This is a genomic window from Pseudaquabacterium terrae, assembly GCF_013266755.1.
GTDB lineage: Bacteria > Pseudomonadota > Gammaproteobacteria > Burkholderiales > Burkholderiaceae_C > Pseudaquabacterium > Pseudaquabacterium terrae.
In genome coordinates, this window is the sequence record NZ_JABRWJ010000016.1 from 43526 (window position 1) to 58008 (window position 14483).

Genomic DNA, 14483 nt, shown 5'->3' on the forward strand with positions numbered 1-14483 from the left:
CCGCTGGTGCAACTCAGGTCGATCTCGCGTCAGGGCGCGCAACTTGCGTTGGTGCGGCGCTGGCCCGCTGCGCCGTCGCAGCATGGTCGTAGAGGCTACAGCGCCGTGTACGCCCCGCCGTCCACCGGAATGATCTGCCCGGTGACGAAGCGCATCAGGTCGCTGCACAGCGCGACCACCGCGCCGCCGATGTCCTCGCGCATGTCGCCCATGCGGCGCAGCGCGATGCTGCCGAGCAGCTGGTCGCGGACCTGCGGGTTGCGCTCGAAGTAGGCCTCGGTCGCATCGGTGCCGGCCGCCGGCGCGATGGCGTTGACGGTGATGCCGTGCGGCCCCCATTCGCGCGCCAGCGCCTTGGCCATGCCGCGCTGCGCGTTCTTCACCGCGGCATACACCGGGTTCATTGCGCCGCCGTGCAGCGCCTGCGCCGAGCTCAGGATGATGAAGCGGCCGCGGCCGCTTGCGTGGAGCGGCTCGAACGCGGCCTGCGCCAGGTGGAACGCCGCGTCGAGCGCCACGCCGCATTGCTCGTCGAACCCGGCGTCGGTGATGTCCTCGCACGGCATGGGCTGGCCGGACAGGCCGCTCGATGCGTTGTGCACGACGATGTCGAGCCCGCCGAAGTGCTGCAGCGCCGCATCGACCGCGCGCTGCACCGCCGCGCGCTCGGCCACGTCGCCGGCGCAGCAGATCGCGCGGCCACCCTCGGCCTCGATCAGCGCACGTGTCTCGTCCCCGGTCTCGGCGCGCCGCGCGGCGATCACCACGTTCGCGCCCGCGCCGGCCAGCGCCAGTGCCAGGCCGCGCCCGATGCCGCCGCCGGCGCCGGTGACCAGCGCCGTGCGGCCCTGCAGCAGCGAAAACATCGTCTTGCTCATAGGGCAACCTCCGGCCTGGCGGCCTCCGGTGTGTTCGCCTTGGGAACGGCCCGGCGGCTCACGGCACCATCCATTCGCCGCCATCGGCCATCAGCGTGGCGCCGGTCAGCGCGCGCCCGTCCGGGCTGCCGAGGTAGTCGACCACGCCAGCGAGACCTTCATCGAGCGCCGGCCCGCGGCCGAGCGCGACCATCACCGCGTCGGGCTTGACCGGCAGCGGCAAGGTCTCGAACAGCGGCGACAGCGCACGCGGCGCCGCCGCGACCCAGTTCACCGTGAGGCCGCGCCGGCCCCACTGGCGCGCCGCGGACTTCACCAGCCCGCGCTGGCCCTCGACCGCCGCCGACAGCGCGACCAGCTGCCCGGCACCGGGCAGCGACAGCGCCGGCCCCAGCGCGACCACCGAGCCGCCGCGTTCGCCCAGCTGCGTGAAGGCCGCCTGCAGCACGTGCATCAGCGCCTTGATCGCCTCGCGACAGGTCGCATGCCATTGCTTCAGGTCCAGCGATTGAATCTCTCGGGCCTGCAGCGCCGCCATCGGCAGCACGCTCACCGCCACCTGGTCCGGCGGCCCGCAGCGCGCCACGGCCTCGACGAAGGCCGCTTCCAGCACCGCGCGCGTACCGAAGCTGCAAGGCACGCGCTCGACGCCGGCCGGCGCCTCGGCGCCACCATCGTCGAGCAGCGCCACGCGGTGGCCGCGCGCTGCCAGCCCACGCGCCAGCGCCGAGCCGACGTTCACGCCGCCATTGACCACGAACACCGTGCGCCGATCCATCAGGACCGCCCGGCCGTTCCGAAGGTCCTGAGCGCCCCCGGGGGGGGGCAGCGAACGAAGTGAGCTTGGGGGCATCATTACCTAGTCTACGTAGTTATCTATGTTGCTGCGATTCAGTACAAACCCCATTGAGCACCTTATATCACTACGATAACTTAGCTAACTATCTCGGAGGCCTTGCTGCAGTGCTGCGCAAGCGGCGCACCCGAGTGGCTGCATGATTCAAACCACTGGAGACAACGCGTGAGCAGACACCGCCCCCCCCTGACAGGCACCCCGACGCCGCGCCCCTGGCGGCGCGCCGTGGGCACCTTGTCGCTCGCCGGACTGTGCCTGCCGGCGCTGGCCTTCAAGATCGACGCCGGATCGACCGACCTGGCCCTGTCGCTGGACACCACCGTGCGCTACAACGCGGCGATGCGCACCAAGGACCAGGAGCCGGCGCTGATGCGCAAGTTCGGCATCGGCGGCGGCGATTCGCTGTTCGACAAGAACGAGCTCGCGCTGTCGCGGCTCGACCTCTATTCGGAGTTCGACCTCGCGTACAAGGGCAACCTCGGGCTGCGCATCAGCGCCTCGGCCTGGTACGACCACAACTTCCCCGACCGCAATCCGAACGTGGTCACCAGCTCGAGCTACCCGGGCAATGAGTTCAACGGCTACGTCAAGCGCTACTACCAGGGCCCGAGCGCCGAGTTCCTCGATGCCTTCGCCTGGGGCAACTTCAAGCTCGGCAGCACCGAGCTGAACCTGAAGGCCGGCCGCCTGGCCTGGTTGCCGGGCGAGTTCCTGATGTCCAACGGCAACGGCCTGTCGTATTCGATGGCGCCGGCCGATGGCCAGAAGGGTGACTTGAGCCCCGGCGCGTCGGCCAAGGAAACCGCGCTGCCGATCGCGCAGCTGGCCGCCACCTGGCAGTTGAGCCCCGAGCTGACGCTGCTCGGCCAGACCACGCTCGAGTTCCGCTCCTCGCGCATCTCCGAAGGCGGCACCTTCTTCAATGCGCAGGGCGACACGGTGCTGCGCGGCCCGGGCTTCGTCGTGCCCGGCACGGTGCGGCGCATCGACGCGTTCGAGGGCGAGAAGGGCGACATCGGTGTCGGCCTGAAGTGGACGCCGCCCTGGTCCGATGGCGCCTTCAGCGCCTGGTACCGGAAGTTCGACGACAAGAACCCGAGCTGGCCGAACCAGATCTACGCCACCGCCTTCATCAGCCCGGCGCCGGGCGTCACGCTGCCGCAGGGCACGGCGCGCGCGGTCTACGCGAAGGACATCGAGCTGATCGGCGTGGCCTACAACGGCGTGCTCGCCTCGTGGTCCACCGGCTTCGAGCTGAACCGCCGCCGCAACATGCCGTTGAACACCACGGGCCTCTACGGCAGCATTCCGCGCGCGACCGTCAACGACCCGACGCTCGAAGGCGCGCGCGGCGACACCTGGCACGCGCTGGTGAGCGGCGTGCGCACGCTGAACAAGAACCCGCTCTTCGACTCGGGCGTGATCGTGCTGCAGCTCGACTACACGCGCCTCGAGAAGATCACGAAGAACGCCGCGATGTTCAATGGCGCCGCCAGCGGCGTGGCCAACCGCTGCGTCGACAACGAAGTGCTGCGCGGCTGCTCGACGAAGGACGCGCTCAGCATCGGCGCGGTCTTCACCCCGACCTGGCAGCAGGTATTCCCGAGCATGGACATCTCGATGCCGCTCGTGGCACTTTACGGGCTGAAGGGTGTGGCCGCGGCGCAGAACACCTCGATGGTTCCGGAGAAGTCCTACCTCTTCAAGGGCGGCGCGCGGCTCGAATGGGTGATCGGCCGGATGAAGCACCAGTTCGACCTGGCCTACACCACGCGCGGCGGCCCGACCGGCGTGCTGCCGGGGCAGACTGCGCTCACGCACACCGGCCTCGCGAACTTCCGCGACCGCAACTACGTTTCCTTCACCTACCAAACCGCATTCTGAAGAGGCTGCCACCATGCTGAACAAGGCGATCATCGCGGCCGCTGCGGCGGCCCTCATCGGGGCTGTCTCCGGCGTCCACGCACAAGAAGGCGAACGCCTGCCCTGGGGCGCGCTGAAGGCGGGCAACAAGGAAGGCAGCATTCCGGCCTATGCCGGCGGGCTGCCCACCAACACCAACCCGCCGGGCTTCAAGAAGGACTCGGGCTTCTGGGCCGACCCTTTCGCCAGCGACAAGCCGCTGTACACGGTGACCGGCAAGAACGCCGACCAGTACGCCGACAAGCTGAGCGACGGCACGAAGGAGATGCTCAAGCGCTTCCCGAGCTTCAAGCTCGACGTCTATCCGACGCGCCGCAGCGCCGCCTTCCCGGACTGGGTGGTGGAGAACATGAAGAAGAACGCCGCCGGCCGCTGCAAGCTGATCGAGAACGGCGAGGCGATCGAAGGCTGCTTCGGCGGCACGCCGTTCCCGGTGCCGAAGAACGGCAACGAGCTGATGTGGAACCTGATGCTGAACTACAAGGGCAAGTCGGCCTGGTATTCCGCCGAAGGCTGGTACAGCGACGCCACCGGCAACCAGGTGCTGGTCAATGCCATCTCGAACCGCGGCGACAGCCCGTACTACGACAAGGACCTGACGCCCGAGGCCTTCTACAAGGCCGGCGGCCCCTACTTCAACAACAGCAATATCTACTCCGCGCCGGCGCGCATCGCCGGCGAAGGCAACCTGCTGCGCAAGTGGGCCAACCCGATCGCGAACCCCGACAAGACCTGGAACTACTCGCCCGGCCAGCGCCGCGTGCGCCTGTCGCCCGACGCGGCCTACGACTTCCCGATCGCCAGCTCCGGCGGCGTGGCCAACTACGACGAGATCTTCATGTTCTCGGGCCGCCTCGACCGCTACGACTGGAAGCTGCTGGGCCAGCGCGAGATGCTGGTGCCCTACAACACCTACCGCTTCTACAACAGCAAGCCGAGCGAGGTGCTGGCCAAGCAGCACATCAACCCGGACGTGCTGCGCTGGGAGCTGCACCGCCTGTGGGTGGTCGAGGGAACGCTCAAGAACGGCGCGCGCCACGTGGTGGCCAAGAAGCGCTTCTACCTCGACGAGGATTCGTTCAGCGCCGGCATGTACGACGGCTTCGACAACGCCGGCAAGATCTCGCGCGGCTACTGGCAGTTCATGATGCAGCTGTACGACAAGCAGATCCCGTTCGGCACCTCGAGCTGGCAGATCGACTTCGCGACCAACGTCAACTACTACCCGTCGATCTACGGTGGCAGCAAGGGCATCCTGATCGAGACCGACCAGGTCGAGATCGACCGCTTCTACTCGGCCGAGGGTCTGGCCCGGCGTACGCAACGTTGACATGGTGGTCCCACGCTTGACGGGCAGACACGTCGCGCAGCTCACGGCGGCGACGATCTGCGCGGCGACGTTCGCGGCCTTCGCCGCCGACTTCGCCGACCCGATCGCCACGCCGGCGCGGCTGACCGAGCGCGCACTGGGCGCGCCGGTGTTCGCGCTGGCCGAAAGCGCGGGCGTCACGCTGGGCGTCGGGCCGCGCGGCCACATCCTGCGCAGCACCGACACCGGCCGCAGCTGGCAGCAGGTGCCGAGCCCCGTGTCGTCGGACCTGGTCGCGGTGGCCTTCGCCGGGCCGCGCGCGGCCTGGGCGGTGGGCCACGATGGCGTGATGCTGCACAGCACCGACGCCGGCGCGAGCTGGCACAAGCGCCTCGACGGCCACGGCCTCGGCAAGCTGATGGTCGCGCACTACGAAAAGCTCGCCGCCGCGCAACCCGGCGAAGCCGTGCAGCGCGCGCTCGACGAAGCGCGCAAGGCCGCCGGCGGTGGGGCCGCGCTGTCGCTGCTGACAGTGTGGTTCCGCGATGAACGCGAAGGCTTCGCCGCCGGCCAGTTCAACCTGCTGCTGCACACCAGCGACGGTGGCGCGAGCTGGCAGCCCTGGCTCGAGCGCACCGACAACCCAGACACCTATTCGCTGCACGCCATCGCCGGCGACGCCAGCCAAGTGTGGATCGCCGGCGAGCTTGGCCTGGTGCTGCGGCTGGTGCGCGGCGGCGCCGGCGCCGCCGACCGCTTCGAGCGCATCGCGTCGCCGTACAAGGGCTCGTGGTTCGGGCTGGACGTTTCCCAGTCCAGCGTGCTCCTCTACGGCCTGCGCGGCAACGCCTGGCGCAGCGACGACGGCGGCGCACACTGGCGCCGCCTCGACACCGGCACCGACCAGGCGATCAACGGCGGCCTGCTGCGTCCGGACGGTGGCGTGGCGCTGCTCACTGGCCGCGGTCTTCTGCTGTTAGGAAGCCGCGACGGCGCGCTGGCGCGGCAGCCGCGCGGCGCCGATGCGCCGGCCGCCGGCTACGCACTGCTGCCGCTGGGCCCGCGCCGCCTGGCGCTGGGCACGCGCGAGGGCGTGCGCGCGCTCGAACTGGCCACACCGGCCCCCTGACCTCTCCTCGAAACCTCCATGGCCCCAGCATCCGACGACACCGACCGCTTCCCGGTCGTGCCCACCCGCGAGGCCTTCGACGACACGTCGGGCAATGCCTTCGAGCGCCTGATCTTCAACCACCGCGGCCTGCTGCTGCTGCTGTTCGCGCTGGTCTCGGCACTGTTCGGCTGGCAGGCCACGAAGCTCGAGGTCAGCGCCAGCTTCGAGCGCATGCTGCCGGCGTCTCACCCCTACATCCGCAACTTCCTCGACAACCGCGATGGCCTGCGCGGCCTGGGCAACCAGCTGCGCGTGGTGGTCGAGAACACCGACGGCGACATCTTCGACACCCAGTACCTCAAGACGCTGGCGGCCGTCAACGATGCGATCTACCTGACGCCGGGCGTCGACCGGCCGTGGATCAAGTCGCTGTGGACACCGTTGCTGCGCTGGAGCGAGGTCACCGAGGACGGCATGCGCGGCGGTCCGGTGATGCCCGAGCGCTTCGACGGCTCGCCGCCCAAGATCGAGGAGCTCCGCCGCAACCTCGCGCTGTCCGGTGCGGTCGGCCGCATCGTGGCCACCGACTTCAAGAGCAGCCTGATCGTCGTGCCGCTGCTCGACCGCTATGCCGACAGCGGGCAGCCGATCGACTACCTGGCGCTGTCGCGCACGCTGGAATCCAAGGTGCGCGAGGCCGGCCATCCGAAGGTCCGCATCTACATCGTCGGCTTCGGCAAGCTGATGGGCGACCTGATCGAGGGCCTGCGTGCGGTGCTCGGCTATTTCGTCTTGTCCGTGACCATCGCGGCGCTGCTGATGGGCCTGTACACGCGCTGCTGGCGCAGCACCACGGTGCTGGTGGCGGTGGCGCTGCTGGGCGTCGTGTGGCTGCTCGGCTGCATGCGCCTGCTCGGCCGCGCGCTCGACCCCTACTCGGTGCTGGTGCCCTTCCTGCTGTTCGCGATCGGTCTGTCGCACGGCGCGCAGAAGATGAACGGCATCATGCAAGACGTCGCGCGCGGCACGCACAAGTACGTCGCCGCGCGCTACACGTTCCGGCGCCTCTTCGTCGCCGGCCTGACCGCGCTGCTGACCAACGTCGTCGGCTTCCTGGTACTGATGCTGATCGACATCCCGGTGATCCGCGATCTGGCACTGATGACCAGCCTCGGCGTCACCGGGCTGATCTTCACCAAGCTCGTGCTGATCCCGGTGCTGCTGTCGTACACCGGCGTCAGCGCGCGCGCGGCGGCGCGCACGCTGCAGCAGGACGCGGACGGCCGCCCGACGGCGCGGATCTGGCAAGCGTTGGTCGCGCTGACCGGCCGGCGCGCCGCGCTCGGCGCGATCGCCGCATCGCTGCTGCTGGTGACGGGCGCCTTCGCGCTGCGCGCGCAGCTGAAGTTCGGCGACCTCGACGCCGGCGCGCCCGAGCTGCGGCCCGACTCGCGCTACAACCTCGACAACGCGTACATCACGCGTCACTACGGGCTGTCGAGCGACCAGTTCGCGGTGATGGTGAAGACGCCGCCGTCGCAGTGCGACGGCCACGCGGTGCTGGTGGATGCCGACCGCCTGGGCTGGGAGCTCGAGCATGTGCCCGGCGTCAAGGCCGTGGCCTCGTTCGCCGAGCAGATCAAGCGCGTGCAGGCCGCTACGCGTGAAGGTTATTTCAAGTGGGAAACGGTCGCCCGCGACGACGGCTCGCGCGGCTACACCTCGGCCCGGGTGCTGCAGGACAACCCGGACACGATGAATCCCAGTTGCGCGGTGTTCCCGGTGGTGGCCTACCTGGCCGACCACAAGGCCGACACGCTGGCGCGCGTGCTGACAGTGGCCGAGACCTTCGCGCTGGCGCACGACCGCCCGGGCGTCGCCTTCCTGCCGGCCGCCGGCTCGGCCGGCATCGAGGCGGTGACCAACGTCGTCGTGCGCGAATCGCTGTACCGCATGCACCTGCTGCTGTACCTGGCGGTGGTGGCGCTGTGCTTCGTCACCTTCCGCTCGTGGCGCGCGGTGGTCGTCGCGGTGATTCCGCTCTTGATCACCTCGCTGCTGTGCGAGGCGATCATGGTGCTGCTGGGCATCGGCATCAAGGTGGCCACCTTGCCGGTGGTGGCGCTGGGCGTGGGCGTCGGCGTCGACTACGCGCTGTACCTGCTGTCGATCCAGCTGCACTGCCAGCGCCAGGGCCGCAGCCTGGCCGAGGCCTATGCCGCGTCGCTGGCCTTCACCGGCAAGGTGGTCGCCTTCGTCGGGCTGACGATGGCCGCCGGCGTCATCACCTGGGCCTTCTCGCCCATCAAGTTCCAGGCCGACATGGGCATCCTGCTGGCCTTCATGTTCCTGTGGAACATGGTCGGCGCGCTGGTGCTGATCCCGGCCCTGTCGCACTTCCTGCTGAACCCGCGGCAGCACCGCGTCGAGACGGCCGACGGCGCGCTCGCCGGCCCCTCGGCGCCGGCGACGCCGGCAAACGACGATCCGCCGCCGCGCGCGGCCGATCAGCGCGCGGCGGCCTGACCCGGCGTGGCTTCCAGGTCGGCCAGCATCGGCACCCCCGGATCACTGAAGTCGCGCGTCGAGCCGAAGGCGCGCAGCGCACGTCCGGCGACGCCATCGGCGTACACGTGGCAGGTGCCCAGCACATGCCCGGTGTCGGTGGCGCGCGCCATGGCATCCAGGTCGTGGAAGCGGTTGCCCGAGACGAACAGCGCGCGCCGCAGCACCCACACCGCCTCGAACAGGTCGCGATCGACGATGCAGGCCTTGGCCCACGGCATCAGCGCCGCCAGATCCTGACCCGCAAAAGGCGCGGGCGCGATGATGGCGTTGCGCTCGAGCGTCCAGCGCAGCGTCTCGCGGCCGTCGGTGTGCAGAACCGCATCGCGGCGCGCGTCCGGATCGAGGCAAGGCGCCTCGGCGTCGTAGTCGCGCTGCGCGATGCCGCGCGCCGCATGCGATGCCGCCAGCCCGGCCAGGTCGAGCAGGTGGGTGCACTGTGCGCGGCCGTTGACCTGGCGGTAGACCTGCTGCGGGTCCGGCGACAGCTCCATGCCGATCAGCCGATCGAGCACTGCCACCGCCTCGCCGCAGGCGCTCCACGGCGTGCGCAGCGCGCGGCCCTCGATCGCGCTGATGCGCGTGCCGTCATGGCGCAGCGTCAGGCCGTAGCGATGCGGGTCGTCCTCCAGGTCGGCGCGCGCCCAGTCCGCACCGGTGCGGATGCGCAGGCGGCGCCGGTAGGTGCCGGGGCGCTGATAGTGGTCCAGCGGAAAGTAGGCGATCGCCCGATGCGTCATCACGCGACCCCTGCCGCAGCGCCCCACAGCGTCTCGGCATCGCCGAGCCACTGGTCCAGCACCATCAGCCGCTTGAAGCAGTGGCCGATCTGGTATTCGTCGGTCATGCCGATGCCGCCGTGCAGCTGGATCGCCTGCGCGCCGACGAAGCGCCCGTTGCGTCCGGCCAGCGCCTTCGCCAGCGCCAGCGCGCGCCGGCGCTGCGCACGGTCGGGCTCGTGCAGCGCATGCAGCGCCTGCTGCAGCATCGCGTGCGACTGCTCGACCGCGATCGCCATGTCCGCCAGGCGATGCCGCAGCGCCTGGAAGCTGGCGATCGCGACGCCGAACTGGCGCCGCTCGAGCAGGTAGTCACGCGTGGTGTGCAACGCGCGGTCCATCACGCCGAGCGCCTCGGCGATCGCGGCCACGGTGGCCAGCGCGTGCGCATCGTCCAGCGCCGCGAAGGCCTCGTTCGGCGCGCCGAGGCGAGCGGTGGTGTCGAGCAGCAGACCATCGAGCTGCAGATCGCAGGCCGTGCTGCCGTCGATCAGCCGGTAGTCGTGACGATGCAGGCCGGCCGCTTGCGCCGGCACCAGGAAGAGCGACAGGCCGCGCTCGTCGTCGTGGCCGCCGCCTTCGCGGGCCGTCACGACGAAGCTCTCGGCCTGCGGGCCGCCCGGCAGCAAGACCTTGTGGCCCGACAGCCGCACGCCGCCCGGCACCCGCTCGGCGCGCGTCGCCACCCGCGCCAGCCGCCCTGCCGCGCCCGCCTCATGGTGCGCTGCCACCAGCAGACGATCGCCGGCGCTCAGCGCGGGCAGCAGCTCGCGGGCGCGCGCGGGATCGGCATGACGCACGATCTGAGCGGCCAGCGTGGCGATGGACGCCACCGGCTCCACGACCAGCGCGCGACCCAGGCGCTCGTGCAGCAGCGCCAGCTCCTCGGCGCCACCATCGATGCCGCCCAGCGCATCGGGCAGCGCGGTGCCGAGCCATCCCATCGCGCCGAAGCGGCGCCACTGCGCCGCATCGAAGCCGCCGGCTGCAACGATGCCTCGCCGCGCCTCGAAGGTGTAGGTCTCGTCCAGGCAGCGCTCGACGCTGTCGCGCAGCAGCGCCTGGTCTTCGGTCAGTTCGAACTGCATGTCAGGCCCCGAGCCAATGGCGCGCGATCAGGTTGCGCTGGATCTCGTTGCTGCCGCCGTAGATCGTCACGGCGCGCCGGTAGAGGAAGTCGGCGGTGATGCCCGGCGCCTGCTCGGGACCGGGCAGCGTGCCGGCGGGCGCGTCCTCCGGGTAGTCGACGATCCCCCGCTCGGCCAGCGCCTGCACCTGCAGCGCGCCGATCTTCTGCTGCAGCTCGGAGCCCAGCACGTGCAGGATCGAGCCGGCCGGCCACGCGGTGGCGCGTTCGTTGCCCTGCTCGGCCAGCGCGCGCAGCGTCAGCATCTCCAGCGCGGCGAGCTCGGCCTCGACCTCGGCGATGCGGCGCGCGAAGGCGGCGTCGGGCGCCAGCGTCGCGGCCAGCGCCTTCAACCGCGCCAGCATGCGCTTGTTGCGCGGCACCTCGGCGCTGAACGCGCGCTCGTTGTCGAGCAGGAACTTGGCGCACTGCCAGCCCTGCCCTTCGTCGCCGACGCGCTGGTCCACCGGTACCCACACGTCGTCGAAGAACACCTCGTTGAGGCTGTGCGCGCCGTCGATCGAGATGATCGGCCGCAGCGTGACGCCGGGCGAGCGGGCGTCGATCAGCAGGAAGCTGATGCCGCGCTGCGGCTTTGACTCGGTATCGGTGCGCACGAGGCAGAACAGCCAGTCGGCGTAGTGGCCTTCGGTGGTCCAGGTCTTCTGGCCGTTGACGATGTAGTGGTCGCCGTCCCTCACCGCACGTGTCTTCAGCGACGCCAGGTCCGACCCGGCGTTCGGCTCCGAGAAGCCCTGGCCCCACCAGGTGTCGCCGCGCAGGATCGGTGGCAGATAACGTTCGATCTGCGCGGCCGTGCCGAAGCTGTAGATCACCGGCGCCACCAGCATCAAGGCCGACGCGCAGGTCGGCGGCGCGCCGGCGAGCGCACACTCTTCCTCGAACAGGTGGCGCTGCAGCGGCGACCAGCCCGGGCCGCCATGCTCGCGCGGCCAGTGCGGCGCCGACCAGCCGCGCGCATGCAGGATGCGCGTCCAGCCGAGCATGTCGTCCCGGCTGGCGTGGTAGCCGCGCAGTGTGCGCGCGGCCATCTCCGGGGGCAGGTGCTCGCGCAGGAAGGCGCGCACCTCGGCGCGGAAGGCTTCGGCCGCGGTGTCGGGTGCGAAGTTCATGCGGCCTCCACGAATCCACCGGCGCGCGCCACCGCTGCGAGGTGCTGGTCGCTACCGCCGAACTCGGCCTCCAGCAGCGTCAGGCGCTTGAGCACGTGGCCGACCGCGCACTCGTCGGTGACGCCGATGCCGCCGTGCAGCTGCACCGCCTGCTGGCCGACGAAACGCGCGGCGCGCCCGACCTGCACCTTCACGGCCGACAGGGCGGTCGCGCGCCCGGCGGCGTCGGGCTCATCCAGCATCAGCGCCGCGTACATCGCCATGCTGCGGGTCTGCTCGAGGTTGATCAGCATCTCTGCCACGCGGTGCTGCAGCGCCTGCTGGCGTGCCAGCGGGGCGCCGAACTGCACGCGCGTCTTCAGGTGTTCCACGGTCAGCTCCAGCGCCAGCTCCATCGCGCCGACGGCTTCGGCCGCCAGCGCGGCGATGCCGGCTTGCCGCACCGCGTCGACCACTTCCGACGCGCCGAGCCGCGCATCGTCCGGCACCACGACGCCGTCGAATCCGATGTCCGCGGCCCGCCGGCCGTCGTGCGTGCGCCAGGCTGCGCGCGTGATGCCGACGCTGCGGGCGTCGACGATGAACAGCGCATCGCTGCCGGCCTCGACTCGCGCGGCGACCAGCAGCGCATCGGCGCTGTCGCCGTGCAGCACCGCGTCGGCGCTGCCGTCCAGGCGCCAGCCGCCGCCCTGCGGCCGCGCACGGCAGCCGTACCCGGCCCAGGCCAGCACGCAATCGCCGGCGGCGACGGCAGCGATCCGGCGCGTGCGCTGCGCAGCATCTGCATGCCGCAGCGCCGCCGCGCCCAGCACCATCGTCGGCAGGAAGGGGTCGAGCGGCAGCGCGCGGCCGAGGGCCTGCATCACCAGCATCACGTCGACCGCGCCGCGGCCCGAGCCGCCGTCGGCCTCGGGGTAGGCGAGCCCGAGCAGGCCGATGTCCGCCGCCTGCGCCCACAGCGCACGGCTGAATCCCTCCGGCTCCGCGGCATACGCGCGGCGCTGCTCGAAGCGGTAGTCCTTCGCCACCAGCCGCTGCACCGTGTCCTGCAGCAGGCGTTGATCGTCGTCGAGCGAAAAGTCCATGGTCAGCCTTGCAGCAGGTGCTTCGCGAGGATGTTCTTCTGCACCTCGTTGCTGCCGCCGTAGATCGAGGCCGCGCGCAGCGTGAAGTAGGTGGCGGCGATGGTCGTGTCGGCATCGGCCGCGTCGTCGAACTCGTCGGCGCAGCGCCAGGCGCGCGGCCCGGCGGCCTGCAGCAGCAGCTCGCTGGCGGCCTGGCGCAGCTCCGTGCCCTTGACCTTGACGATCGACGCGCGCACGTCGGGCCCCTGCCCGTTCTCGCGCATCGCGTCGAGCAGGCGCAGCTGCGTGATCTCCAGCGCCTTCAGCTCGATCTCGATGGCCGCCGCCTGCTCGCGAAAGCGCGCTTGATCAGCAAGCGTGCCGTGCTCGGCGGGCACCGACGCGGCCAGCGCCTTCGCGCGTGCGATCAGCCGCTTGGTCATGCCGATGCGCGCGATGCCGGTGCGCTCATGGCCGAGCAGGTATTTCGTTATGTCCCAACCGCGATTTTCATCGCCAACGCGCAGGTCCACCGGCACGCGCACCTCGTCGAGGAACACCTCGTTCACCTCGTGCCGGCCGTCCAGCGTGACGATCGGCCGCACGGTGACACCGGGTGAGCGCATGGGAATCAGCAGCATCGTGATGCCGGCCTGCGGCTTGCTCGCCGGATCTGTCCGCACCAGCGTGAACATCCAGTCGGCATGCTGCGCCATGCCCTGCCAGATCTTCTGGCCGCTGACGACGTAGTGCTGGCCATCGTCGGACAGCACCGCGCGCGTCTTCAGCGCCGCCAGGTCCGAGCCGGCGCCCGGCTCGGAGAAGCCCTGGGCCCACCAGTCGTCGAGGTTGGCGATGCGCGGCAGGAAGCGCTGCTGCTGCTCAGGCGTGCCGAAGCGGATCAGCACCGGCCCGATCATGTTGACGTTGAACGACAGCGGCTCCGGTGCCGGTGCCTGGTGCAGCTCGTCGAGGAAGATGTAGCGCTGCACCGCGCTCCACCCCGGTCCGCCATGCTCGACCGGCCAGCTCGGCGTGGCCCAGCCGCGCGTATTCAACCGGCGTTGCCAGTCGACGATCTCGGCTTTCGTCAGCGCGCGGTGCTCGGCCAGCTTACGCCGCACCCGCGGGTCGAGCTCGGTCTCGATGAAGCGCCGCACTTCGGCGCGGAAGGCATGGTCGGCTTCGCTGAAGCGCAGGTCCATCAATCGCTCCTGCTTGCCAGCTCAGTCCGCCCCGATCACGCGCGGCTGCGGCAACCCCAGCTTGCGGCAGCGCGAGCGGTAGACCTTCAGCACCAGGCCGGCATCGAGCACCAGCGTGACCTTGCCCTCGGCATCGAGGTTCAGGTTCGGGCCGCGGATCGCGAACCAGACGTCGGTGACCTCGGTGTTGCTGGCCGGCACGTGCAGCGTGTGCGTCGAGCCGGCCGGCTCGTAGAGGTAGGAGCCGGCGCGGTTCACCGCGTCGTATTCGAGGTAGCGCCAGGACCCGCTGAGCGTGAACGCATAGACCTCGCCGGCGTGCTTGTGCGTCGCCAGCGTCGCGCCCGGCTGCATGCGCATGCGCACGACCCACAGGCCGGTGGGAATGTCGACCTGGATCACCTGCATCTCGACGCCGGGCTCGAACTCGACGAAGGGCAGCTCGCTCTCGGCGCGGTGCAGCGCCTCGGGCACGCCGTCGGTCGGGAAGCGGAAGGTGGGTTGCGGCGGGGGCAGGACGGTGGAGGTCATCTC

12 protein-coding genes are annotated in these 14483 nt (G+C 70.5%); 4 read left to right on the top strand and 8 right to left on the bottom strand.

From position 1 onward, the window contains the following. Nucleotides 1–95 precede the first annotated feature (95 nt). Nucleotides 96–878: an SDR family NAD(P)-dependent oxidoreductase gene (locus tag HLB44_RS33915; RefSeq protein WP_173134384.1), complete on the bottom strand. Its 783-nt coding sequence runs from the start codon at nucleotides 876–878 to the stop codon at nucleotides 96–98. A gap of 58 nt (nucleotides 879–936) precedes the next feature. Beyond that, nucleotides 937–1656: an SDR family oxidoreductase gene (locus HLB44_RS33920; protein ID WP_173134387.1), complete on the bottom strand. Its 720-nt coding sequence runs from the start codon at nucleotides 1654–1656 to the stop codon at nucleotides 937–939. A 303-nt stretch (nucleotides 1657–1959) separates the two neighbouring features. On the opposite strand from HLB44_RS33920, the gene HLB44_RS33925 reads away from it, so the two are divergent. The 4 genes from HLB44_RS33925 to HLB44_RS33940 are packed head-to-tail and all read left to right on the top strand — an operon-like array spanning nucleotide 1960 to nucleotide 8603. Then, entirely contained in the window at nucleotides 1960–3618 is a 1659-nt protein-coding gene (locus HLB44_RS33925) for a DUF1302 family protein (protein ID WP_173134390.1), read from the top strand. 13 nt (nucleotides 3619–3631) lie between these two features. Further along, nucleotides 3632–4987 (top strand): DUF1329 domain-containing protein, encoded by a 1356-nt coding sequence (locus HLB44_RS33930; RefSeq protein ID WP_173134393.1) that lies wholly within the window; start codon nucleotides 3632–3634, stop codon nucleotides 4985–4987. Nucleotides 4988–5003: 16 nt separating this feature from the next. Continuing rightward, nucleotides 5004–6095, top strand: coding sequence for a WD40/YVTN/BNR-like repeat-containing protein (locus HLB44_RS33935; RefSeq protein ID WP_173134396.1), 1092 nt, complete (start codon nucleotides 5004–5006; stop codon nucleotides 6093–6095). Nucleotides 6096–6113: 18 nt separating this feature from the next. Then, the gene (locus tag HLB44_RS33940) at nucleotides 6114–8603 is read left to right on the top strand and encodes an efflux RND transporter permease subunit (protein WP_173134400.1); all 2490 of its coding nucleotides are present in this window, start codon (nucleotides 6114–6116) and stop codon (nucleotides 8601–8603) included. Here HLB44_RS33940 and HLB44_RS33945 read toward each other — a convergent pair. From HLB44_RS33945 to HLB44_RS33970, 6 genes are read right to left on the bottom strand one after another with little or no spacing between them, the layout of a single operon-like run. Beyond that, nucleotides 8585–9382: a DUF2889 domain-containing protein gene (locus tag HLB44_RS33945; protein ID WP_173134403.1), complete on the bottom strand. Its 798-nt coding sequence runs from the start codon at nucleotides 9380–9382 to the stop codon at nucleotides 8585–8587. The two genes, HLB44_RS33940 and HLB44_RS33945, sit on opposite strands and share 19 nt — an antisense overlap. After that, nucleotides 9382–10509 carry an acyl-CoA dehydrogenase family protein gene (locus HLB44_RS33950; RefSeq protein WP_173134404.1) on the bottom strand — a complete coding sequence of 376 codons (1128 nt, stop codon included), beginning with the start codon at nucleotides 10507–10509 and terminating at the stop codon, nucleotides 9382–9384. Before HLB44_RS33950 ends, HLB44_RS33945 begins: the two co-directional genes overlap by 1 nt. 1 nt (nucleotide 10510) lies before the next feature. Further along, nucleotides 10511–11680, bottom strand: coding sequence for an acyl-CoA dehydrogenase family protein (locus HLB44_RS33955; protein ID WP_173134405.1), 1170 nt, complete (start codon nucleotides 11678–11680; stop codon nucleotides 10511–10513). Continuing rightward, a complete protein-coding gene (locus tag HLB44_RS33960; protein ID WP_173134406.1) occupies nucleotides 11677–12765 on the bottom strand; it encodes an acyl-CoA dehydrogenase family protein in 1089 nt (362 codons plus the stop codon). The genes HLB44_RS33955 and HLB44_RS33960 overlap by 4 nt, the downstream gene beginning before the upstream one ends. A gap of 2 nt (nucleotides 12766–12767) precedes the next feature. Next, nucleotides 12768–13949 carry an acyl-CoA dehydrogenase family protein gene (locus HLB44_RS33965; RefSeq protein WP_173134407.1) on the bottom strand — a complete coding sequence of 394 codons (1182 nt, stop codon included), beginning with the start codon at nucleotides 13947–13949 and terminating at the stop codon, nucleotides 12768–12770. Nucleotides 13950–13970: 21 nt separating this feature from the next. Beyond that, a complete protein-coding gene (locus tag HLB44_RS33970; protein ID WP_173134408.1) occupies nucleotides 13971–14480 on the bottom strand; it encodes a 2,4'-dihydroxyacetophenone dioxygenase family protein in 510 nt (169 codons plus the stop codon). Nucleotides 14481–14483 lie beyond the last annotated feature (3 nt).

Coding starts and splice junctions, on each gene's coding strand:
- HLB44_RS33915 (WP_173134384.1), bottom strand. CDS start 878: ATGAGCAAGACGATGTTTTCGCTGCTGCAGGGCCGCACGGCGCTGGTC.
- HLB44_RS33920 (WP_173134387.1), bottom strand. CDS start 1,656: ATGGATCGGCGCACGGTGTTCGTGGTCAATGGCGGCGTGAACGTCGGC.
- HLB44_RS33930 (WP_173134393.1), top strand. CDS start 3,632: ATGCTGAACAAGGCGATCATCGCGGCCGCTGCGGCGGCCCTCATCGGG.
- HLB44_RS33940 (WP_173134400.1), top strand. CDS start 6,114: ATGGCCCCAGCATCCGACGACACCGACCGCTTCCCGGTCGTGCCCACC.
- HLB44_RS33945 (WP_173134403.1), bottom strand. CDS start 9,382: ATGACGCATCGGGCGATCGCCTACTTTCCGCTGGACCACTATCAGCGC.
- HLB44_RS33950 (WP_173134404.1), bottom strand. CDS start 10,509: ATGCAGTTCGAACTGACCGAAGACCAGGCGCTGCTGCGCGACAGCGTC.
- HLB44_RS33955 (WP_173134405.1), bottom strand. CDS start 11,680: ATGAACTTCGCACCCGACACCGCGGCCGAAGCCTTCCGCGCCGAGGTG.
- HLB44_RS33960 (WP_173134406.1), bottom strand. CDS start 12,765: ATGGACTTTTCGCTCGACGACGATCAACGCCTGCTGCAGGACACGGTG.
- HLB44_RS33965 (WP_173134407.1), bottom strand. CDS start 13,949: ATGGACCTGCGCTTCAGCGAAGCCGACCATGCCTTCCGCGCCGAAGTG.
- HLB44_RS33970 (WP_173134408.1), bottom strand. CDS start 14,480: ATGACCTCCACCGTCCTGCCCCCGCCGCAACCCACCTTCCGCTTCCCG.